This window comes from Aerococcus sp. NPDC058936 (assembly GCF_042741995.1).
Lineage (GTDB): Bacteria > Bacillota > Bacilli > Lactobacillales > Aerococcaceae > Aerococcus.
In genome coordinates, this window is the sequence record NZ_JBHYKZ010000002.1 from 47,762 (window position 1) to 70,365 (window position 22,604).

Annotated in this window: 16 protein-coding genes; all 16 read right to left on the bottom strand. The window is 40.1% G+C overall.

What is annotated here, in order from left to right:
- Position 1: 1 nt before the first annotated feature.
- The 16 genes from ACFW0C_RS01700 to ACFW0C_RS01775 all read right to left on the bottom strand — a co-directional run bounded on the left by ACFW0C_RS01700 (position 2) and on the right by ACFW0C_RS01775 (position 22,581).
- Positions 2 to 988: a branched-chain amino acid ABC transporter permease gene (locus tag ACFW0C_RS01700; protein ID WP_378104816.1), complete on the bottom strand. Its 987-nt coding sequence runs from the start codon at positions 986 to 988 to the stop codon at positions 2 to 4.
- An 8-nt stretch (positions 989 to 996) separates the two neighbouring features.
- Positions 997 to 1,875 (bottom strand): branched-chain amino acid ABC transporter permease, encoded by an 879-nt coding sequence (locus ACFW0C_RS01705; protein ID WP_378104817.1) that lies wholly within the window; start codon positions 1,873 to 1,875, stop codon positions 997 to 999.
- 410 nt (positions 1,876 to 2,285) lie between these two features.
- On the bottom strand, positions 2,286 to 3,479 hold the full coding sequence (locus tag ACFW0C_RS01710; protein ID WP_378105221.1) for an ABC transporter substrate-binding protein: 1,194 nt from the start codon (positions 3,477 to 3,479) through the stop codon (positions 2,286 to 2,288).
- Positions 3,480 to 3,616: 137 nt separating this feature from the next.
- Positions 3,617 to 4,804 (bottom strand): ABC transporter substrate-binding protein, encoded by a 1,188-nt coding sequence (locus ACFW0C_RS01715; protein ID WP_378104820.1) that lies wholly within the window; start codon positions 4,802 to 4,804, stop codon positions 3,617 to 3,619.
- Between the two features lie 386 nt (positions 4,805 to 5,190).
- Positions 5,191 to 6,372: an ABC transporter substrate-binding protein gene (locus ACFW0C_RS01720; RefSeq protein WP_378104822.1), complete on the bottom strand. Its 1,182-nt coding sequence runs from the start codon at positions 6,370 to 6,372 to the stop codon at positions 5,191 to 5,193.
- A 703-nt stretch (positions 6,373 to 7,075) separates the two neighbouring features.
- A complete protein-coding gene (locus tag ACFW0C_RS01725) occupies positions 7,076 to 9,502 on the bottom strand; it encodes a 5'-nucleotidase C-terminal domain-containing protein (RefSeq protein ID WP_378104823.1) in 2,427 nt (808 codons plus the stop codon).
- A 180-nt stretch (positions 9,503 to 9,682) separates the two neighbouring features.
- A complete protein-coding gene (locus tag ACFW0C_RS01730) occupies positions 9,683 to 9,919 on the bottom strand; it encodes a hypothetical protein (protein ID WP_111857533.1) in 237 nt (78 codons plus the stop codon).
- 117 nt (positions 9,920 to 10,036) lie between these two features.
- Positions 10,037 to 11,602 (bottom strand): CoA-transferase, encoded by a 1,566-nt coding sequence (locus tag ACFW0C_RS01735; RefSeq protein WP_378104825.1) that lies wholly within the window; start codon positions 11,600 to 11,602, stop codon positions 10,037 to 10,039.
- A gap of 87 nt (positions 11,603 to 11,689) precedes the next feature.
- On the bottom strand, positions 11,690 to 12,892 hold the full coding sequence (locus tag ACFW0C_RS01740) for an acyl-CoA dehydrogenase family protein (RefSeq protein ID WP_378104826.1): 1,203 nt from the start codon (positions 12,890 to 12,892) through the stop codon (positions 11,690 to 11,692).
- Positions 12,893 to 12,904: 12 nt separating this feature from the next.
- Positions 12,905 to 13,882, bottom strand: coding sequence for an NAD(P)H-dependent flavin oxidoreductase (locus ACFW0C_RS01745; RefSeq protein WP_378104827.1), 978 nt, complete (start codon positions 13,880 to 13,882; stop codon positions 12,905 to 12,907).
- Between the two features lie 103 nt (positions 13,883 to 13,985).
- Entirely contained in the window at positions 13,986 to 14,930 is a 945-nt protein-coding gene (locus ACFW0C_RS01750) for a LysR family transcriptional regulator (protein WP_378104828.1), read from the bottom strand.
- 50 nt (positions 14,931 to 14,980) lie between these two features.
- Positions 14,981 to 15,766, bottom strand: a complete 786-nt coding sequence (locus ACFW0C_RS01755) for an enoyl-CoA hydratase/isomerase family protein (RefSeq protein ID WP_378104830.1) — start codon at positions 15,764 to 15,766, stop codon at positions 14,981 to 14,983.
- Between the two features lie 85 nt (positions 15,767 to 15,851).
- Positions 15,852 to 17,039: a thiolase family protein gene (locus ACFW0C_RS01760; RefSeq protein WP_378105224.1), complete on the bottom strand. Its 1,188-nt coding sequence runs from the start codon at positions 17,037 to 17,039 to the stop codon at positions 15,852 to 15,854.
- 30 nt (positions 17,040 to 17,069) lie between these two features.
- On the bottom strand, positions 17,070 to 19,328 hold the full coding sequence (locus tag ACFW0C_RS01765; RefSeq protein ID WP_378104833.1) for a 3-hydroxyacyl-CoA dehydrogenase/enoyl-CoA hydratase family protein: 2,259 nt from the start codon (positions 19,326 to 19,328) through the stop codon (positions 17,070 to 17,072).
- Positions 19,329 to 19,471: 143 nt separating this feature from the next.
- Positions 19,472 to 20,677 (bottom strand): acyl-CoA dehydrogenase family protein, encoded by a 1,206-nt coding sequence (locus ACFW0C_RS01770; protein WP_378104835.1) that lies wholly within the window; start codon positions 20,675 to 20,677, stop codon positions 19,472 to 19,474.
- A gap of 368 nt (positions 20,678 to 21,045) precedes the next feature.
- On the bottom strand, positions 21,046 to 22,581 hold the full coding sequence (locus ACFW0C_RS01775; protein ID WP_378104837.1) for a class I adenylate-forming enzyme family protein: 1,536 nt from the start codon (positions 22,579 to 22,581) through the stop codon (positions 21,046 to 21,048).
- Between the last annotated feature and the right edge of the window lie 23 nt (positions 22,582 to 22,604).

Below are 22,604 nucleotides of genomic sequence, written 5' to 3' on the forward strand. Positions count from 1 at the left end.
GTTATGCCTCCTCTTTATCAGAATCTTTTTTCTTGCGGTTGAATAATTTACTGAATTGTAATTCAAAATCACCCATCAAACCTGATGGCTTGAATACCATGATGGCGATAATCGCGATACCATATACAACCATACGTAATTGACCTAAAGGGGCTAAAACTGAGTTTAGTAGTCCTAAGGCAATTGCCGCAACGAATGAACCTGTTACTGATCCGATACCACCGAATACAACGATAATTAGAATATCGATTGAACGTTGGAAAGTAAATTGTGATGGGTTGATTACTGAGAAGTAACCTGCGTATAAAGTACCTGCAATTGAAGCTGTTACAGCACCGATTACAAAGGCAATGATTTTATATTTAGTTGTTTTTACCCCAACAGATTCGGCAGCTATTTCATTTTCCCGAACGGCAATAGTAGCACGTCCTGGACTAGAGTGGATATAGTTTACAATTAATAATGTTGTTAAAACGATGAAGATAAATAAAGTAATCCAAGTTACGTTCATTGGAATACCTGAGATACCAGCGGCACCGTTAGTGATTTCCAAGTTTTGGATGATGATACGGATAATTTCAGAGGCCCCTAAAGTTGCAATCGCTAAGTAGTCACCTTTCAAACGTAAGGTAGGAACCCCTACGATTAAAGCGACGATAGCTGCTAAAACAGCCCCAGCAGCCATACCAGCATAGAAACCGATTGGTCCTGGAATTTGCGTTGAAAGGATGGCACCAACGTAGGCACCAATCGCCATAAACCCTGCGTGACCAAGCGAGAATTGTCCCGCATAGCCTACTACTAAGTTCAAGCCAACAGCTAGGATCATATTAATCCCAATTGTCACCATAATATTTTGATAGAACGACGTTACTAATCCCATTAAATAGGCTGCCATGATTAAGAAGAATAGTCCCAAAATCACACAAATCCAAGTAATTGTTGATTTAGTAAAGAAGTTTTTTGCCCATGATTCTTTTTTCATCATACACCCTCCTATACTTTCTCTTGTGTGCCTTTACCTAACAATCCGCTAGGTTTGAAGACTAAAATGATAATCAAAATGAAGTAAACCGCAGCGTCACGCCAAGTAGATAAACCAATCATAGATACCATTGATTCAACCACACCGATTAAAATACCACCTAACATGGCACCAGGAATTGATCCGATACCACCTAAAACAGCGGCTACGAAAGCTTTAATACCAGGTGTTAACCCCATTGTTGGTGAAATAGAGTTATAGTAGATACCTACTAAGACCCCGCCAGCACCAGCTAAAGCCGATCCAATAGCGAACGTAAAGGAAATGACATTATCTACTGAAATCCCCATTAAACGCGCTGCATCAGCATCCACAGATACTGCACGCATCCCTTGTCCCATTTTCGTTTGACGAACAGTGTATTGTAAGGCAATCATCAAGATAATCGTTACAATGAAGATCACTACTTGTTGTGTTGAAATCGTAAATAAACCTAAATCCAGTGATAAGTTTGGTAATGATGTAGGGAACGCACGTACTTCTGGTCCTACATAGTAGATCATAAAGTTTTGTAATAGGTAAGATACCCCTATTGCCGTAATTAAGGCTGCAATACGTGTTGATTTACGTAAGGGTTTGTATGCCACACGCTCAATAATTACCCCTAAAATTGCTGTAAAAATCATTGTTAAAATAAGTGCAGGAACGATATTCAACCCTAACCCTGTAATCAACCAGAAACCAAAAAAGGCCCCAACCATATAGATATCACCGTGCGCAAAGTTAATCAGGCCGATAATCCCATATACCATTGTATAACCTAATGCCATAAGGGCATAAATACTACCCAAAGAGAGTCCGTTTACAAGCTGTTGCAAAAACATCTCCATTTATTTCACTTCCTTTTCTTTTTTTGAATACTTGTGAGTGGCCCCACGGCAAATATAATCGAACATTATATTTGTTGATCATTATTAATAAAGTATGTATTTACTCATGTAACATTTAATCTTTTCAAATTTTGGTCGTGCCTGCCATAGCAGAAGTTGACCTCGTTACCGCAAATACCATAAGAATAAGACTGGTTTTATTATAAGAATATGCCAATTCTTATGCAATCTTTTTTAATAATTTTCTAATTTTGTTTTAAAGCCGTAATATTTTTGACAATGTTAACGCTTTATTTCTTCATTTTTCAACATAAAATAAGGGAAGTCCTAGTATTTAGAAGACAAACGTGTACAAAGTTTGCATTTCATCTAGAACTTCCCAAATTTGTTTTTATTAAATGGTCAGACTACTATTCACTCACGATGTCGTCTGGCGAGATTGTAGTTGAACCTACAACTTCACCTTCTTGCATTTCTAGAATGTAAGCTGTCTTGATTGGATTATGTTGGTCATCGAATGAGAATGTACCGGTCGCACCTGCAAATTCTTCTGTTTCTTCAATTGCAGCTGTTACTGCAGCTGGATCACTTGCCCCTGCACGTTCAATAGCGTCAATGGCTAAGTTGGCAGCATCGTATCCTAAAGCAGCAAACATGTCTGGTGTTTTACCGTATTCAGCTTCATATGTTTCAATAAATTCTGCCGTAGCTTCTGTTGACCCTTCACCAGTTGTATAGTGAGAAGTGTAGTAGAAGTCGGTAACATTTTCCGCACCTGCTAAATCAATAAACTCTTGGCTACCAAAACCATCTGGCGCCAGAATAACTGCGTCAATTCCCTTTTCACGTGCTTGTTTAACGATTGGACCACCCTCTGAATAGTAACCAGCTATAAAGATTACATCCGGATCGTCAGAAGCAATGTTATTTAGGATTGAATTGAAGTCAGAATCACCTGCAATATATGACTCATTTGCAACAATATTTCCTTGGAACTCTTCTTCAAACGTAGCAGATAAGTTCTGTCCGTAATCAGTTGAATTGTCTTGGATAATTGCGGCAGTTTCATAACCTTCACCATTAGCAAAACTTGCAAGTGCCGAACCTTGGAAAGCATCTTGGAATGCTACACGGAAAACGTACGCTAATGTATTACCAGAACTATCAACTGTTAGGGTATCACCTGTCGCAGCTGGGGCAATCATTGGGATTTCAGCATTCGTTCCAGTTGGAATTTGTGCTTCAAATGCACCGGTTGTTGCTGGCCCGATAATCATTTGTACATTCTCTTCATCAATTAAGCGTGTTGCTGTATTGGCAGACTCATTTGGATCAGTACGGTTGTCAGCTTCAACATATTCGATCGTTTGACCGTTAATGCCCCCGGCATCATTCGCCAGTTTAAAAGCCAATTTAACCCCTTCATTTGCCGGGCCACCATAGGCTGCACCAGCACCAGATAAGTCCCAGTTACCACCAATCTTGATAGTATCTCCACTACTCTCGCTAGTTGAACTTGCGTTGTTGGATGTTTGCGTCACTGAACCACAGGCCGCCAACATCATTAAAGAACCCATTGTTAAAAGCATTTTTTTCATTTTCATCATAAATTCCTCCAAAATTTTATATTTGGAACAATAAAGATAAGACTACTATTAGTATAAGTTGGTTCTTTCTAAAAAGCAATTGATTTTTAATTTTATTTTAATGTTTTTTTGTAGATTAGATCTAATAAGCAAGATTAGTTGGCAACATCTTCTGGACTTACTGCTGAAGAACCTACTTCTTCACCATTTTCCATTTCGATGATGTAAGCAGTTTTCACTGGGTTGTGGTTTTCGTCAAATGAGAATGTACCAGTTACTCCTTCAAAGTCAGTTGTTTCAGCTAAGGCATCTGTGATCGCTTGACGGTCATCCTCGCCAGCACGTTCAGCTGCATCTGCTACTAGGTAAGCTGCGTCATAACCTAAAGCATCAAACATATTTGGTTTTGAACCATATTCTGCTTCAAAGGCTTTAACGAATGCAGTTGTTTTATCTGTTGCACCTTCACCAGTTGTGTAGTGAGCAGTGTAGTAGAAGTTATTCACGTTTTCAGCACCAGCTAATTCAACGAATTCTTCAGCCCCAAAACCATCTGGTGCTAAGATTGCTGATTCAATACCCATTTCACGGGCTTGTTTCACAATTGAACCCCCTTCAGTATAGTACCCAGCGATAAAGATGACGTCTGGGTTCTTAGAAGCGATGTTATTTAAAATTGAGTTGAAATCAGTATCACCTGAAACGTAAGATTCAGTTCCGACTACTTCACCTTCAAAGATGTCATCGAACTCAGCTGCTAAGTTTTGACCATAGTCAGAAGAGTTATCTTGGATGATCGCCGCAGTTTCGTAACCTTCTTGGTTAGCAAATTCCGCTAATACAGAACCTTGGAAAGCATCTTGGAACGGCACACGGAATACGTATTCTAAAACATTGCCAGAGCTATCTAATGTTAATGAGTCACCTGTCGCTGCTGGTGCAACAATTGGCACACTTGCGTCAGTCGCTGTTTGGATTTGTGCTTCAGTTGAACCTGTTGTATCAGAACCCACTAAAACGGAGATGTTTTCTTCATCAATTAAACGCGCAGTTTGCGTAGTTGACTCAGTTGCATCTGACTTGTTGTCTACAGAGATGTAGTTCACATCTTTACCTAAGACACCACCATCTTCGTTGATTTCTTTGAAGGCTAAGGCTGCACCATCATTGATCGCAGTACCGTAAGCAGAAAAGGCACCTGATAAACCAAAGTTACCACCAACATTGAAAGTTTCGTTGTCTGTAGTGTTTGAAGCGCCTGAATTGCTAGTAGAAGTCGCAGCCCCACAAGCAGCTAAAGTGACGGTAGATAGTAAAGTTAAAGCTAATTTTTTAAATTTCATCTATATGTCCTCCCCAGAACGTAATTGATTTTAATTTTGCCTCATGTTCAAACCCAAGCGCTACATCATTATTTGCCATAAAAAAAACGACAGCCGCTTCAGGACCGTCGTTCTAACCAAGGCCCTCTTTAACGAGAAATAGGACCCTACACATTCGTAGAATCCCCTTAGTTAATAATAATAATGTTAGCAAAGGTTGGTGAAACAAGATTACTGGCATTGTGTGATTGTTTTACAGCTGTTTTCATCTTGTTTCACCCCCTTTCTAATTTGTTCTTAATGAGTTGCTATTAATATAGCAAAGTTTTAAAAGGGTTACAAGCCTTTTATTAGAAATTTGCTAGAAAATCCGGAGAATCTTTTTTAAAGTATAAAAGTACTAAATCCTATTCTGGCGCTACTGCAGTTGATCCAACCACTTCATTATTTTGAATCTCTTGGATGTAGGCTGTTTTATTTGGTGTATGGTCTTCTTTCATTGTAATCGCACCAGTTACCCCTTGGAAATCAGTGGTATTCGCGATCGCTTCAGCAATGGCCTGATTGTCTTCAGAACCCACTTCTTCTACCGCATTTGCGTATAGGTAAACTGCGTCATAACCTAAGGCTGCAAACTCATCCGGCGCTTTACCGTAAGCTTCTTCAAAGGCTGCTGAGAATTCTTGAGAGGCTTGAGAAGCATCTTCATCTGAAGCGAAATGAGACACATAATAGATGTCATTCATGTTTTCTTCACCCGCAAGTGAGCTTAACTCTTCTGAGGCCAAACCATCTGGTCCAACAATCGCCGCTTCAATACCCATTTCACGGGCTTGTTTGATGATTGTTCCCGCTTCAGTATAGTAACCGGCAATGAAGACGACATCCGGATTTTTAGATTTAATATTCGTTAAGATAGAAGAGAAATCTGTATCGCCTGCTACATAGGATTCAGTTGCCACAACGTCCCCTTCAAAAGCGCCTGTAAATTCGTCTGATAGAATTTGTCCGTAATCTGAAGAGTTATCTTGCATAACCGCTGCCGTTTCATAGCCTTGGTTATTTGAAAAACGTGCAATCGCGCCGCCTTGGAAAGAGTTTAGGAAGGCTACTGAGAACCCATATTCATAAGCTTCGCCATTTGAATCCAAGGTCGCCCCATCGCTTGTTACCGCTGGCCCAATGAATGGCACTTGCGCTTGTGTAGCTGCATTAATTTGCGCTTGGAAGTTAGCGGTCAATGACGGCCCGACAATCGCTGATACGCCCTCTTCATCAATCAAACGCGCCGCCGCTGACGCTGATTCATTGGCATCCGACTTATTATCCGCTTCAACATACTCAATTTGCTTGCCGTCGATCCCACCAGCTTCATTGATCTCTTCAACCGCTAGCTTCGCGCCATTATTAATATCGTTCCCATAACCAGCAGCAGAACCCGTTAACTCAAAGTTCCCACCAATTTTAATCGTGTCCTCACTCGTATTTGAATTCGAACTAGAAGTCTGCGTCAAATTTCCACAACCCGCAATCACCATTGTTGACAGCAACATGACTGAGAAACGTTTAATCCCTTTAATATTCATCATAAATCCTCCTATATCTCCACTATATATTTTATTTTTAATATAATTGCTAATCCCCTTTTTGAAAAAGGGCATTCCTTCACTCAAAACTTTCCCCTTCATTCCCTTCACTCTTATTAGCTAACTGTTTCCAATAAAAAAGCCGGCACTTCGTGAGATACGAGCCACCGGCTAATTAGCTAGGCCCATATTTCATGGAAAAAAGGACCCTACATCATGTTGTAGAACCCTAACTAAGCTAATAAAAGTAATAAAGATGCGTGAGAAATACTAAACGGGTTTGAGGCCCAAATAGCTATCGATGATTTTTCGTTCATGTCAGTCATAGTACCTCGCTCCTTTTCGTTTTTCTGAGTTATCTATAATATAACAAATTAAATTCTAATAATAAAGCTTTATTTTAATCATTTTATCATTGTATTTCCGAAATTTCATTGCCAACCAACTAATGCCTTCGACATTGATCGTCACTATTTCAACACCCAGTCCATCAGTCCAACATCCTAATTCCCACTCTACAAAGGAGAGGTTACCATCTCGGCAAATGATGTCTTCCTTTCAACTTTTGTCTCAGTTGCAACTCTTCCATACTGATTAACACCTTAGGTTTGGTTTGGCTTACTTTACAAATTAAAAAGGGCTGTCTCGATTAAAGGAAACAGCCCTCTTTTTGCTTCTTATACTGGTATCAATATATTCGTATCGATTATTTACGTTTGCTTCCTGGTAAGGCTAAACCTAATCCAGCAACGATTGCTGAGAAGGCAAATCCAAAGCCACCTGCTGTGAATCCAGCTTTTGGCAATGTAGCCGCAGCCGCTACAGCTGCTTCTTTTTCCTCAGCTTTAGATGATTTACCTGGTGTTTTGGAATCAACTTTATCTGCTGCTTTTTCTGTTGTTTTACCTGTTGAACTAGCTTCAGTTGAACCTGATTGTCCATCAGTTTTACCTGAAGTCGCTTCTTCTGCCTCACCGCCATTGGTTTCTTCTGCCGGCGTTTCCTCTGCAGGCGTTTCTTCTCCTGGTACTTCTTCACCTGGTACTTCTTCACCTAGTGTTTCACCAGCTTCAGCTAGTAAAGCTTCGTAGTCAGCAGTTAAGATTGGGATGATTTGGTTTTGTGGTAATGCGTCAGCGTAGTCTGCTAAGTTTACAACGCCCGTTGCCATTGCATCCATCACCACACGGTCTAATGAAGGTCCTTCTTCACGTTCACCAGATAGCATTGTATAGCCGTCCCCGCCTTGTGCTAAGAAGTCGTTAGTTGCCATGAAATAACTACCACTTGCGTCATCAGCCACTAATTCAAATTCACCTGTTTCACGGTTTAAGATATAAACACCTAAGACACGTTGACCTGCTTCTAATGTTGGGTCGAAGTAGATTTTGATGTCAGAAGATACTTGTAAGAAACCACCTAAAGCCGCTAAGCTTGGTAAGTTTGAATCTTCATCGATTGCTTCTACAGTGAATTGACCATCAGAAGATGAATAAGATTCAGTCACAGTCGTTGCTGAGTAAGCCAATTCAAACATGTCGTAAATTGTTTCACCAGTTACTTGGATTTGAGAGATAATGTTACCAAATGGTAAAACAGCAATCACGTCGCCTTCAGTGATTGGTTCACCTTGAACGATTTGGTCACGAATACCACCACCGTTGATCATAGCGAAATCAGTTGGGTTGTTGAACCCACCGTTACGGCCATATTCAACCATTGCGTCAGTAACGTAAGTACCTGCGTTTGTTTCGTGTGAACGCGCGTACTCACGAACACCGTTAAACCAGATTGGATTTTCTTCAACGATCACACGACCCGTTTCTTCTTCAAAAGCCGCAGAAGCTTCATCAACAATCGCTTGAACTGTTTCATTTGTGCGGCCGGCAGTTACTTGGTTGCCCTCTTCGTCAAATTCATAACCAATTGTTTCTAAGACAGTTTGTGCATCTACTAATTGACCCTCTGTTAATGAAGGATCAACAAAGTTCAATGTCACTAAACCAATGTTGTTTAAAGCAGTACCAGTTTGTTGCAGTAAAACATTACCATAACGTTCATTGGCAAAAGCTGTATGAGAGTGACCATCTAAAATGATAATTTGGTAAGCATCGAATGCTGCAACGTCATCTAAAGCCACTGCTAAAGCAGTAGCACGCCATTCCTCATTCGTTGTTGCATCTACACCTAAGTGAGATAAGATGATAAAGGCGTCTTCAATTGTTGTTTGGTCTTCAATTAAACGGTTAATTTCATTAATTGTTGTATCAATTGGAGATAAGAATTCAATGTTTTGAACGTTATTTGGATGTGTTTTAGTCGCTGTTTCTGGTGTTGATACCCCAACGACGCCTAAGTTATACCCTTGTGTCGCAACGTTTGTAGAAGGTTCAAATACCAACTCTTGGCTATCTGCATATACAGTGTTTACAGATAATACAGGGAAACCAGTTTCATCTTGATAACCAGTTGCAACATCTTGACCGAAGTCAAATTCGTGGTTACCCACTGCCATTGCGTCATAGCCAGCCTCATTCATCGCTTCAGCCATCGCTGCACCTTCATCATGGTTAGATAAAGGTAACCCTTGGAAAGCATCCCCAGCATCTACAATCACATCTGCGCCAACTTCTTCAAAGTATTGGGCTGCATTTGCGATACCAATTACACCGTTACCTTGTTCAGCACGACCGTGAATGTCATTTGTATGGGCAATGGTAATTTCATCCACACGACCGTCGCCATCAGTATCTGCGTCGCTTGCTGCAGTCGTTACAGGTGTTTCAACGGCTACTTCTGACACTGTTAAGTCTTCAGTAATCACGTCTTCAACAACTGGATCTACAAGTGTTGATTCTTCAACGCCAGGTTCAGTAGCTATTTCTTCTGTTGTTTCAGTTACTGCTGAAGATTCTGCTGTTTCACTTGCTACTGTCTCTTCAGTTGCTGGCACTTCTTCAGCAACCACTTCAGAACTTGTAGCTTCAGTACTTGTGGCATTTGCGGCGGGTGTTTCTGCGACAGCGGTTACTTCTGCTGCTTCAGCTTGAGGTGTAGCTGCTAAACCAACGACACCTGCTGCTGTGATTGATAACACAATACGACTAGTAGAAATAAAATAACGTTTTGACATTTTCTCCTCCTCATATAAAACCCAATAAGTGACTCACTAATCATATCATACCGACCACATGTTAATATTCGTATTTGAATGGTGTAAATTTTATGTAAACGTTATTTTTTCGATAAAAAAAGCAGATTTCCGAAAAAGGAGATCTGCTTCACTGTAAATATTGCAAAAAATATTACTATTTTAGCTACCAAAAGAAACTTTGATATCTTGATCATATTGATTATCTAACATACCACGTTGGCAGTATGCGATATCGTCTTCAATGCGGCAAATCTTAACCAATTCGTTTTGAACGAATTCACCGTCAGGAATTGCGCTTTTTGCCTTATAAACCATTTGATCCACTAAGACGCGAATTTCGCCAGATTGATCTTTTGTCACTGGTTCAACGACAATTGCTACCCTATTCATCAACATTACTATCTCCTAAATATATAAATACAGCCATTTGTCACACTTATTTTATATTCTTTAGTAAGTCATGTCAAATATTGCCAAGTTGCACTTTCTCATCGTTTTTTCAAAATAAACATATTATTGTACTTGATGATAACTTAAAACCCATTCTTCATTATATAATTGGCTGTCTATTTCTTTTAAATTTTCGGCAATTTCTGGGTTAAACGATATATGGTCGAGAATGTCCTTTTGCAAGTCTAGACCTGGTGCCAATTCAGTTAAAACCAATTTCGCTTCCTTATCCAATTCAAACACCGCTCTATCGGTTACAATGGTTATTTTCTTACCCGCCTTAACTGCTTTTAACCCATTGAAAGTAATATAAGATAGGGCGTCCGTAAATTTACTTTTACTTCCTTGGTCATCAATTACTAGTTGGTTATTTTCAATATGACTTTTATCTTTCACCATAAAAGGACCTACAAAAATAATTTGCTTTGCCCCTTCCGCAATGTCCATCATACCACCAGGCCCCATAATACGATTACCCAATAAAGTCGTATTCACATTGCCATTTTGGTTTATTTCACCAAATCCAAGTACTGTTGTCTCTAGACCGCCACCATGGTATAGGTCGAACATGTCACCAGAGTTAATGACTGCCTCTGCATTATAATTTGGTCCATAGTCAAAACCGGGAGCAGGCACCCCACCAACAGCCCCTAAATCTGTGGTGAAATGATATTGATCCAGTAAATTGGCTTCATAAAATAAATTAGATACCATACAAGGAAGTCCAACGCCTATATTAATAATCGAATGCCGTTTCAATTCCAAAGCTGCCCTACGCGCAATCACCAATTTAGGGGACAACGGTGCTGGTTTTATTGGTAAATGATGGCTACGAATTTCATTTGAAAGTAACGGATTATAGCTGGTAGCAAAAGTTTGTTGATGATACTCAGCTGTCCCTTTATACACATAATCCACTAAAATTCCTGGTACAAGAACGGATTTAGCCTGTAAACTATCTTTTTTAACTACTTGTTCAACTTGAGCAATAACAATTCCACCAGAATTCTTGGCAGCAATAGCCATTGTTAAAGCCTGTAGATTCATGGGCTCATGGTTAAAGGCCAAGTTCCCGTTCTCATCAGCATAAGTTGCTTTGATAACGGCCACATCAATCCCAATGTTTTTATAAAATAACCATTCTTCTCCTTGTAATGTTTCAACTGTCATTAAGTCTTCTTGCTGACGAGCTTTATCAGACATTTTTCCGCCAGATTGACGGGGGTCCACATAGGTATCAAGTCCTACTTTCGTCCACACACCTGGTCCTTTCTCTGCGGCATTTCGATAAAGTAAGCCAATCGTGCCTTGTGGTATAATAAATAGTTCAATTTGATTGTCCAAAGCAGCTTGCCCAGTTAATGGGGCGCCGTGGATATGTGACCCGATATAGCGTTTGAGTAATCCAGGCGCCAGCAATAAGTCAATGCCCGTTCCCTCACCGCGACTGAGTCCTGCAACTGATATCACCGTAATGTCTTTTGGATGACTGGTTTGCTCATATTGATAACGTAAGGCACCAAAAAATTCCTCCGCCAAACCGCCAATACCACTAGTTGTAAAAGCAATGCGTGCCTCATCTTTCACTAAGGTGACAATTTCTGTTACTGAACGTACCTTACTTTTCATAGTCCACCTCTAAATTCTTTTTAATGCTTCAATAAAAATAGCGGACTAAGTTTTCGCACCCGGTCCGCCAAAAGACTTTTAAACAAACTATACAAAGGCGCTAAACCCTGTTAAATGTCGCCCTATAATCAAACTATTCACTTCATGTGTCCCTTCATAGGAATAAATAGCTTCTGCATCGCCAAAATATCTTGCGACTTCCGTATCAACAGTAATACCATTTCCTCCGCAAATTTCTCTACCCAATGCGACAGTTTCCCTTAATAAGCGCGCATTTTGCATTTTAGCAATTGAAGCTGGTACTTCAGCATATTTCCCCTCAGTTTGAAGTTCAGCTAAGCGATAAGATAAGGATAAGCCAGTTGCAGCATTCGCTTGCATCCTCGCTAATTTTTCCTGGGTAATTTGGAATTGACTAACTTTTTTACCGAACTGTTCTCGCTGTCCCGTGTATCTCAAAGCCGCTCTTAAGGCACCCGCATGCCCACCTGCCGTAATATGGGAAACGTCTGCACGCGTTGCGTAAAGGATACGCGAAACGTCTTTGAAGGATTGAATTTTAGGTAGTCTAAAGGCCTCAGCTACCTGAACATTTTTTAAATAAATATGGCCATTTTGTACCAGTCTTAGGGCTATTTTCCCATCAATCTTCTCTACAGTAAGCCCTTCGGTTGCAGTTGATACCATGAAGCAAAGGATATCATTATTTTCTGGGTTACGGGCAAACACTGGTATGAAATCAGCTGAACCTGCGCCGCCAATCCACCGTTTCTCACCATTTAATAGCCAGTTATCGCCATCTCTTACTGCTGTTGTCGCCATACCACCAGCAATATCAGATCCATGGTCGGGCTCTGTTAGGGCAAAACAAGTCTGCCATTCAAAACTAGTAAATTTTGGTGCAAAATAATCAATTTGTTTCTGACTTCCGCCTAGTAGTAAGGTAGTAAAGCCTAGCCCCGCATGGACAGTCATAAAGGTGGCTAAGGACATATCCGTCCTGGCCAATTCATAATAACGGAAAAGATTAAAATATTCGCTCACTTTATATGGGCGCTGACCTTCTTTGAATAAATCAGGATGGTTCATTAAACCTAGGTCGCCGACCGCTTTAAAGCCCTCAAAAGGAAAAGTCTCTTGTTTCCAGTGCTGTTTTAAAGTAGGCGCTATTTGGCTTTCTAATACTTGACGCAATTTACTTAACAATTCAACTTCTATTTCAGTTAATTTTTGGCTGAATCCGTATACGTCCTCAGGATATAAATCTGAAAGTATCTGCTGTTTATCCATATACCTACCCTCCTACTTAAATACAGCTGAAAGGTTAGTCATATAGGCATGTCGTTCTTGGAAACCATTAATCAGCTCCTCAAATATTTCATCAACTGTCATAATCTCGTTAATCCGCCCCACACCTTGGCCCATGCTGAGTTGCGCATGTTGGACATCACCATTTTGCATCGCTTCATAAGACCTACGCCCTGAAATCAAAGGCATCAGTGTTTCTAGCGTCGCGCCGTCTTTTTCTGCTTGAAGAATTTCTTGAGCCATTTCATTATTCGCCACACGCATAGCATTTCTTAAAGAAGTCATTGTTAAAACAGTTCCATTTTCTGGTATCTGTAATAAGGCTTGCCGATATGTATCAGAAGCATTCACTTCTGGTGTTGCCAGAAATCTAGTGGACATTAAGACGCCATCTACACCTAAAGCCATAGCGGCATATAGGCTTTTACTATCCACAATCCCACCAGCAGCCAATACAGGTACAGACATTTTCTCTACCGCTTTAGCCCAAAGTACTGGACCAGAAACAAGATCTACTCCCGGATGGCCACCACCTTCAGCACCAACAAAGGCAATGATATCCGCACCATCTTCCTGTGCCGCTAACCCATGGCGGATAGAAGTAACTTTATGAATCACTTTAATACCAGCATCTTTCAATGGTTGGATAAAGTTTCTTGGCCGTTGACCAGAAGTTTCAACGACTGGTACCCCCTCTTCAACCAAGACTTGAATATAATCCATAATCACTTCTGGCATAGCTACTTCAGGCACTAATGAAATATTGAAGCCAAAGGGTTTATCCGTTAAAGTTTTCATTTTTTTGACTTCAGCTCTTAAGCTATCTACATCCGGGAAAGCCATGGACGGTACTATACCAAGTCCACCAGCATTTGACACAGCTGAAGCAAGTTCAGCCAGCGACATATACTGCATTCCCCCTTGAATAATTGGATATTGAATGTTGAGCATTTCAGTGACACGCGTTTGCATATTGGATCGCTCCTTCTCATATTAACGATTAGAGGTTATCAAATAGGCCTGCGCTTATGATGAAAGTTCATTATCCGCACCATCAATATTTGATAACCATTCATTATTCCTCATCTAGAAAATCATATTTAAGGCTTTGATTTTCTAAATAAAAATTCTCTAAAATAGATTGGTATACAAAATTTTCAACTTTTGAATACCCTGCTTTTTTCTCACGTACTAAGGTTGGCGTATAGGGAATAGGGTCTTCAAATCTTTTCTCAACAATCCCCATCTGATTTAATTTGGCAATAAATAAACTAAAATATACTGTTGGTAATAACGCCACCAACTGATTATAGAGGACCGTTTCAATCATGTAGTCCCAAGAGCCTGAAGTAAATAATTGAATCGCCTTAGAATCATGGGTATGCAATTTCTCCGTCACCAAATCATGTACGACATCTTCCTTGTTATAAGTAACATAATGATAGTCATCTAAGTGTGACCATCTAAGCAAGCGTTTCGTCACTAAGGGATGATCTGGTCCCATAAAAGCCACAATTTCTGTTCGTACCAATTGATGGGATTCATATTTATCTTCATCGAGTATTTCAGGTGGCACTAAAACGGCCATATGAATCATATTATCTTGTAGCATCCGATATAAATCATTGGTACCCGCCTCTACAATTTCAATATGGGCATCTGGATTTTCAATAAGGAATTGAGGAATAAATTTGTTGAAGAAGAATCTTAAGTAAGTTGGATGAATCCCAATCTTGATACGCCCTTTATGGACGAGCGATTCTTTTTCAATCACTTGTTCTAAATTGTTATATTGGTTCAATACCTTTAAGGCTGAACCATACACCCGCATCCCAGATTCGGAAACGCTTACAATTCTGCCGTTCTTTCGGTTGAAAAGCGACACACCCTGTTGTTTTTCAAAATTTTTAATAAATTGACTTAAAGCTGACTGTGAGACAAAAAGATTTTCTGCGGCAACTGTTAAATTCCCATTTGATTTTACAATCTCCACGAAATACTGCATTTGGTTGATGTCCATATTTATTGGCTCCTTTACGTTTCTTCTTGCCAATAGTTTAACATACCAGGCTATTTTCCTTGGAATTGAGGCTTTCTCTTTTCTAAGAAAGCAGTTACTGCCTCGCGATGATCTTCAGTTAAAGAAGCCCTGCGCATATATTTCGCTTCTAATTGGTTATTCTCTAAAGCCTTTGGATATTGTAAATCATACATAATCGTCTTTTGGTAAGCGATAGCTACAGACGGGCTAGTAACAAAACGACTAGCTAAGTCTAACGCGGCTACTAGTAATGCTTCATCCGCTACTACTTGGTAAGTAAGTCCATAGTCTTCGGCTAAGTCAGCGGTAATGGGTTCATTTAGCATGACATGACGGTTGGTCCGGTAAACGCCAATTGATTGACTCAAATTAAAGAGCAAGCTAGTATCACCTGGAAAAGCCATCTGAATGAAGGCCGTCACTAATTGTGCCCCTTCCCCCATTAATATAAAATCACAAGCCAAAGCTAAACCTAATCCAGCACCAGCTGCCACACCATTTACGGCTGCAATGACGGGTTTAGATGACCCACGAACAGCTGCAACCATTTCCCCTGTTTTAATCACCCCTGATTCAGGAATCCCTCCACCTGATGCCACTAAGTCTTTGAATTGACGAATGTCTCCACCAGCACAGAAGTATTTTCCAGCCCCAGTAATTACAATCGCTTTTACATCTGGATTCTCTTCAACCGATGCTACAGCATCAATCACTTCCTGATAAGTTGTTTCAGAAAAGGCATTACCGGAGGCTTCACGATTAAAGGTAATCCTTGCAATGTGGTTTTCAATGGTAAATAAAATTGTTTCAAACATTGATTTACTCCTTTGCAAAATGGGCAAGTGACTAGCTAAGCCTATAGATTTCGGATAATTTAGCTAATCACTGCCAACATCTTGTTTAGCGAATATACTCAAATATACCCGCAGCCCCCATACCAGCACCTATACACATAGACACCATGCCGTACTTACTACCTTCACGCTTGCCCATTTCAGCTAGCAACCTTGATGTTAAAATCGCACCTGTTGCCCCTAAAGGATGTCCTAGGGCAATCGCTCCACCATTCACATTGGTGATGGATTGATCAATACCTAATTCACGAATTGACGCTAAAGCTTGAGAGGCAAAGGCCTCATTTAACTCGATTAAATCCAAATCATCTAAGGTTAAGCCAGTAAGTTCTAAGACCTCTGGAATGGCATAGGCTGGGCCAATCCCCATATATTTCGGATCAACGCCAACAGCCTTAAAGCCAACAAAACGAGCAATTGGTTTAACCCCTAATTCTTTGACCTTATCGCCGGACATTAAGACAACAAAACTTGCACCATCAGAAATTTGTGAAGCTGTTCCTGCTGTCACAGTGCCATCTGCCTTAAAGATTGTCCGTAATTTTCCTAAAGTTTCCATTGAAGACTCTGGTCGAATCCCTTCATCTTGATCAAAGATTTTTTCTTCTACCTGTGGGCCATGTTCGGTATAGCGCACTTTATGGGTAGTAACCGGTATAATCTCATCCTCAAAACGACCAGAAGTTTGTGCTTTGTGGGCCCGGCGATGACTTTCTACACCAAAGGCATCCTGGTCTTCGCGACTAACCTTGTATTTACTTGCTACATTTTCAGCAGTTAACCCCATTGGGTAAGATACTCCCGAATCATCTTTTTGTAAGGTTGGGTTATTTGTTGGTTCATTCCCACCCATCGGAACTGCACTCATAAACTCAACACCACCAGCTACTAAAACATCTGATTGACCAGCCATAATAGCATTAGCTGCTATAGCAATTGTTTGCAATCCCGATGAACAATAGCGGTTCACTGTTTGACCAGCAACTGTATAAGGTAACCCCGCCCGTAAGGCAATTGTACGGGCAAAGTTCATCCCTTGCACACCTTCTGGAAAGGCTGATCCGACAATGACATCCTCAATTAAAGCTGGATCAAAGTCACCTTCAATACGGTCAATGACCCCTTTTAATACTTCAGCAGCAACATCATCTGGACGATCATTGGCTAGGGCACCATTCGGCCGCCCTTTACCAATCGCTGATCGTCCATAAGAAACGATATAAGCATCTTGCATCATTCGTTCATTCCTTCCTAATTTCATCCACTAGTTTCGTAATGGTTTACGTGTTTCTAACATATAGGCAATCCGTTCATATGTTTTTTGGTTGTTCGCCAATCTAAGGAAATGCAATTTTTCTAGATGTTGTAACCAATCTTGGTTAACAAGTGTTCCCTCAGGCAAGTCTCCACCTGTCATAATTTCTGCAACGGTTAACCCTAATTCCATATCATAGTCACTGATAAAATGACCTAGTCGCATCGCATCTAATTGACCTTCCACAACCGCTTTGAAGCTAGTACCTAGAATCGGGAAGTTCATCTTAGTCCGCGGAATAAAGTTCGTCTTAGATAAGTAAGTTAACTTGTCTAAGGCAATCTCCACTACACTATCACTAGCTGCCACAATATCGTCAGACTCTCTTAGATAGTATTTATCTCTGGCTTCATAAGCTGACATCGATACGTCACCAGAAGCTACACGCGTAATGACATCTCCTAGAATACGCATTTTTGCATCTTTTTGGATTGGCATATTCATTACACGTTCCGTTAATTCCGCCAAACCACCGCCACCTGGGACTAGACCAACACCCACTTCAACTAACCCGATATAAGATTCCGCTGAAGCGACAATATAAGGTGATGCTAAAACTAATTCAGCCCCACCACCAAGTGCACGACCCCGAACGGCTGTAACAATTGGTTTTGCTGTGTAGCGAACCCGGTTAACCGCTTCATGTAGTTCACTGATTGTTTGACCAATTAACGCATCAACCCCGTCAGACTCAATGGCTTCTTTCATCATATTCAAATTCGCACCAGGACTGAAATTCGGCCCATTTGAATAAATCACCATCCCCACATAGTCATCAGACTCTAACTCATCCACAGCTTTAATCAATTCAGCTGATAACTCGCCTGTGATTGTGTTATTTGGCGTATGGAAATTAAATAATAACTGATTATCATTGATCACACTTAAGGTTGATGCCTCTGTTTCCCAAATATTTGCATCTACTTTTTCACTGATTGGTGTTAGATTCTCAAGAATCTCCCCTTCTTTGTAAAATGGTTCACTTCGATTTGCTACCCATTCTGGTAAAGGTCCTATCTCTTTTTCAATACGATCTTTTACCCGTTCAAAGCCCATTAAATCCCAAAGTTGGAAGGGACCGACTTTCCAATTGAAGCCCCAAACCATGGCACGATCAATATCTTTATAATCTACTGCCGCTTTAGGAATATTATTCGCCGCGTAATAGAAAGTACTCGCTAAAGTTTCCCAAAGGAACTTACCAGCTGTATCTGTGGCATTAAAGATGACATCCATATTCTTTCTCAAATTGCTTGAAAATTCAGCTAGAATAGGTAAATTCGGCTTCTCAGCAGGTACATATTCTAGGGTTTCTGGATCTACCACTAAACGCTGGCGTCCTTCTTTTTTATAAAAACCATGACCAACCTTATTACCTAAAGCCCCTGCTTCAACCAATTTGCCAATTAAAGTAGATTGATTGAAATATGGCTGTTCGCTTGGATCTTGCATCAGGCCTCCAACTACAAAAGTAGCCACATCATTCCCTACTAAGTCGGATAAACCATAAGTCCCAGTGCGTGGTCGCCCAAGTACTTTTCCTGTTAAGGCATCTACTTCCGTGATTGATAAGCCGTCACGTTCTGCTCGATACATAATATCACTCATAGAGTGGGTGCCCGTTCTATTGGCAATAAAGGCTGATACATCGTTAGCGACAACAACCCCTTTACCTAACTTTTTCTCAGTAAAGACTTTTAATTGGGCAATTGTTTCTTCAGAAGTATCTGCTGTTGGGATCAATTCCACCAACTTCATATAGCGAGGCGGGTTAAAGAAATGCATCCCAAGAAAACGTTGCCGCTCGTCGCCTTTAAAGACTTTGGCGATAGCATGAATAGGAATTCCTGAAGTATTGGTGGCAAGAATTGCCTCTGGCTTAGCCACTGCGGCAATTTTCTCCCAGATACTATGTTTAATCTTGATATCTTCTTTTACCGCTTCAATAAAAATATCGGCGTCTGAAGGCGTGGTTAAATCGTCATCAAAGTTTCCGTAGGTTAGGTTTCCTTGGAATTGGCTTTGATATAACATGGGTTTCTTCCGGTCAGTAATTCGGTCATAACCAGATTTTGACAGTTTATTCGGTTCGTTTTCGTCAATCACGACATCTAGCAATTGCACTTTCAACCCTGCATTTACTAGCAAGGCGGCAATCTGACTACCCATGACACCAGCTCCGAGAACGGTCGCTTTTGTAATTGTCATCTTATTTCCCTCCATCTTTGGTCATTGAAACTATCTAAAAGCGGTTGGGCAGAACACCTGCAACGTCCGTCCGCTTCGCTTATAAGGTTCTATTTTCATTTTATTTTGGTTTTCTTTTATGGTTATAAATCCCCATTTAATTGTTAGTTAAAAGCTGCTTGTCCAGTTAAAGCACGACCAATAACTAGCGCATTTACTTCATGCGTTCCTTCATAGGTATAAACTGCTTCTGCATCTGCAAAGAAGCGAGCAATGTCATTGTCTACTACAATCCCGTTACCACCACAGATGCCGCGACCCATAGCCACTGTTTCACGAAGTCTTAAGGCATTCATCATTTTACCAACTGAAGTTACTACTTCGTTGTAGTCACCTTCTTCTTGTTGGCGTGCAATTTGTGAACATAAGGCCATTGCAGCGGTTAGATTTCCTTGCATCATGGCTAATTTCTCTTGAACTAATTGATAATTCGAAATTTCTTTACCAAATTGTTTCCTTTGAGAAACGTATTTTAAGCTAGCTTGTAAAGCACCTGCCATTGCACCGGTGGCCATGTTGGCAACTCCTGCACGTGTTGAATATAAAACTTTCGCAATATCTTTAAATGAATTGATATTTTGTAGTCGATCGCTTTCAGCTACTTCGACATCCTTCAAGTGGATATTGGCATTTGGCACAATTTTTAAAGCAATTTTATTTTGAATGACGTCAATATCTAAACCAGCTTGTCCCGCCTTAACAATAAAGCATTTGGGTTTTCCAGTTTCTTCATCACGGGCAAATACTGGAATCACATCAGCAACGGATGCCCCCCCAATCCAACGTTTCTCACCATTAATGATCCACTTATCTCCTTCACGTCTAGCACTCGTTTCTAGACCCCAGGCTACGTCAGAACCGTGGTTTGGTTCGGTTAAAGCGAAGCAAGTACGTAATTGGTGGCTAGCTAATTGTGGAATGTATTTTTGGACTTGCTCTGGGCTCCCACCAAATAGGAAGGTATTAAAACCTAAACCAGTATGTACACCCAATAAGGTATTCAAGGAAACATCAAAGCGTGATAGGGTAAAAGCGAAGAAGAATTGGAATAATTGACTAGTTGTCTTTTTACCTTCACGACCTTCAAATAACAGCGGGTTATCAAAATATCTTAATTTCCCCATATCTTCAAAGAATCCTTTTGGTTCCGTTTCACTTACCCATGCCTCATTTAATCCACTACGGTATTTACTTTCTAATAATTCAACCAACTGTCTTAAAATTTCAATTTCTCCATCAGTTAAACCACTTGAAATCTTTAAGATATCTTCTGGGAATAACGCTTTTAATACTGCTTCTCTATTTTCCATGAGGTAAACACTCCTTATTATTTATATATAGATCAATTGTCACGCTGGTTTTGCTTAATTGAATATTTTCTAGTAAAACTAACAAAGATGATATCGCTTACAAGGTCATATTAATACCAATAAGCTATAAAGAAAAATAAGCCTCATTAATACGGACTATGAGCAATACTAATAGTTATTGTAAACGCTTTCTTAAAAGGCGTTATTAACAATAACTATAAGTTGAACTAATACCTATTATTAAAAAATGGAATACAAAATCCTCTATATAGTTGGTTTTTACAAGCAATTATTATTAGGTAAATTTAAAAACAAATAAAAAAAGCACTAGGAAAATAAGCCTCCTAGTGCCTAAATGAATCTTAATTTTAACTACCTGCGCTTGCTGTCAAATTTTCTTTAGCGTGCGCTGCCATCATACGGCTAAGTTCTAGACGGTCTGGTTTACCAACTGAGTTAACTGGGATTTCATCAATTTCCATGTAAAGTTTTGGCGTCTTATAACCGGCAAGTTTTTCTAAGCAGAATTGATCTAGTACTTCTTGGAATTTGTCTGCGCCTTCAACATCTTTATTGACCATAATCGCTGCTGAAACAGATTCACCAAATTTTGGATGTTCAAATCCAAGTACAATAGCTGATTTAACCAATGGATGTTGGGTTAATACAGCCTCAACTTCAGATGGTAGGACATTTTCCCCACCAGTAATAATCAATTCTTTCAAACGATTGACTAAAGTCATTTCACCATATTCGTTTAAGTAAGCTAAATCCCCAGTTCTAAAATAGCCATCGTGGAAAGCTTTGGCATTTTCTTCAGGCAGCTTCCAATAACCAGGTGTTACGTTCTTCCCTTTCACCAACAATTCACCAATTTCACCTTGCGGTAATGGGTGCATCTCATCATCTACAACGATCATTTCATCAAATAAAAGAGGAGAACCAATTGTAGCTGGGCGCTCATTAGCGCGTTGACTAGTATTAAACGTTAATAAAGGCGCTTCGGTTAAGCCGTAGGCGTTAATAATCATTTTACCCATTTGTTGGAAAACTTTTTGCACAGCGGGTAATGGTGGTGACCCCCCTGCGACTAATAAGTCTACGCTCATTAAGTTTTCTGGTTTAAAGTCAGGTGAAGCGATAATACCGTAGTACATGGTTGGAATCATGACCAGTACATTTGGTTTGTATGTACGGATCCAATCGTTAATGGTTTCATAGTTGAAGTAGCGTTCTAAGACTAATTGACCGCCTACAACTAACATTGGTATCGCAATATCAATAAAACCTAAAATATGGAACATTGGGGTTGAGCCAATTGTTACCCAGTCCTCACTCATTCTCCAAGATATGATTTGATTGAAAACGTTATTTAGATAACTTTCATGGGTATGAATGACCCCTTTTGGTCGACCGGTTGAACCTGAGGTATAAATTAATAAAATCGGATCTTGCCAATCAACAGACACACTCTCAAAAGGTTGATGGTTACTTAAATCCATCATTTGATTGTATTCAGCCTCATCCACATTGTACTTGATGTAAGCGTCAGGTACTTCTGATAGACGGCCTAAATGGTTAGTTGCATATAAAATATATTCAATACCTGCATCTTCTACCACTCGGGCAATTTCTACTGGTTTTAACCGCCAGTTGAGTGGAACGAAGACTGCACCAATCTTAATTGCAGCTAACAACATATCAATAATAGCAATATCGTTAGGAGCAAAAGTGGCAATCCGGTCTCCCTTTTTGATGCCTGCATCCTCTACCAAGTGCCGAGCTAAAATTTCCGCTCGTTGATTTAAATCTTGATAGGTAAATTCCGTGTGTTTCAATGGATCAATCACCGCCACCTTTTCAGGGGAAGTAATTGCGCGCGTTTTAATCCAGTCCAAATTCATTGTTTATCTCTCCTTAAACACTA

What these genes read in the sequence shown, in the direction of transcription:
- ACFW0C_RS01700 (WP_378104816.1), bottom strand. Translation starts at nt 988, where the DNA reads ATGATGAAAAAAGAATCATGGGCAAAAAACTTCTTTACTAAATCAACA.
- ACFW0C_RS01705 (WP_378104817.1), bottom strand. Translation starts at nt 1,875, where the DNA reads ATGGAGATGTTTTTGCAACAGCTTGTAAACGGACTCTCTTTGGGTAGT.
- ACFW0C_RS01710 (WP_378105221.1), bottom strand. Translation starts at nt 3,479, where the DNA reads ATGAAAATGAAAAAAATGCTTTTAACAATGGGTTCTTTAATGATGTTG.
- ACFW0C_RS01715 (WP_378104820.1), bottom strand. Translation starts at nt 4,804, where the DNA reads ATGAAATTTAAAAAATTAGCTTTAACTTTACTATCTACCGTCACTTTA.
- ACFW0C_RS01720 (WP_378104822.1), bottom strand. Translation starts at nt 6,372, where the DNA reads ATGATGAATATTAAAGGGATTAAACGTTTCTCAGTCATGTTGCTGTCA.
- ACFW0C_RS01725 (WP_378104823.1), bottom strand. Translation starts at nt 9,502, where the DNA reads ATGTCAAAACGTTATTTTATTTCTACTAGTCGTATTGTGTTATCAATC.
- ACFW0C_RS01730 (WP_111857533.1), bottom strand. Translation starts at nt 9,919, where the DNA reads ATGTTGATGAATAGGGTAGCAATTGTCGTTGAACCAGTGACAAAAGAT.
- ACFW0C_RS01735 (WP_378104825.1), bottom strand. Translation starts at nt 11,602, where the DNA reads ATGAAAAGTAAGGTACGTTCAGTAACAGAAATTGTCACCTTAGTGAAA.
- ACFW0C_RS01740 (WP_378104826.1), bottom strand. Translation starts at nt 12,892, where the DNA reads ATGGATAAACAGCAGATACTTTCAGATTTATATCCTGAGGACGTATAC.
- ACFW0C_RS01745 (WP_378104827.1), bottom strand. Translation starts at nt 13,882, where the DNA reads ATGCAAACGCGTGTCACTGAAATGCTCAACATTCAATATCCAATTATT.
- ACFW0C_RS01750 (WP_378104828.1), bottom strand. Translation starts at nt 14,930, where the DNA reads ATGGACATCAACCAAATGCAGTATTTCGTGGAGATTGTAAAATCAAAT.
- ACFW0C_RS01755 (WP_378104830.1), bottom strand. Translation starts at nt 15,766, where the DNA reads ATGTTTGAAACAATTTTATTTACCATTGAAAACCACATTGCAAGGATT.
- ACFW0C_RS01760 (WP_378105224.1), bottom strand. Translation starts at nt 17,039, where the DNA reads ATGCAAGATGCTTATATCGTTTCTTATGGACGATCAGCGATTGGTAAA.
- ACFW0C_RS01765 (WP_378104833.1), bottom strand. Translation starts at nt 19,328, where the DNA reads ATGACAATTACAAAAGCGACCGTTCTCGGAGCTGGTGTCATGGGTAGT.
- ACFW0C_RS01770 (WP_378104835.1), bottom strand. Translation starts at nt 20,677, where the DNA reads ATGGAAAATAGAGAAGCAGTATTAAAAGCGTTATTCCCAGAAGATATC.
- ACFW0C_RS01775 (WP_378104837.1), bottom strand. Translation starts at nt 22,581, where the DNA reads ATGAATTTGGACTGGATTAAAACGCGCGCAATTACTTCCCCTGAAAAG.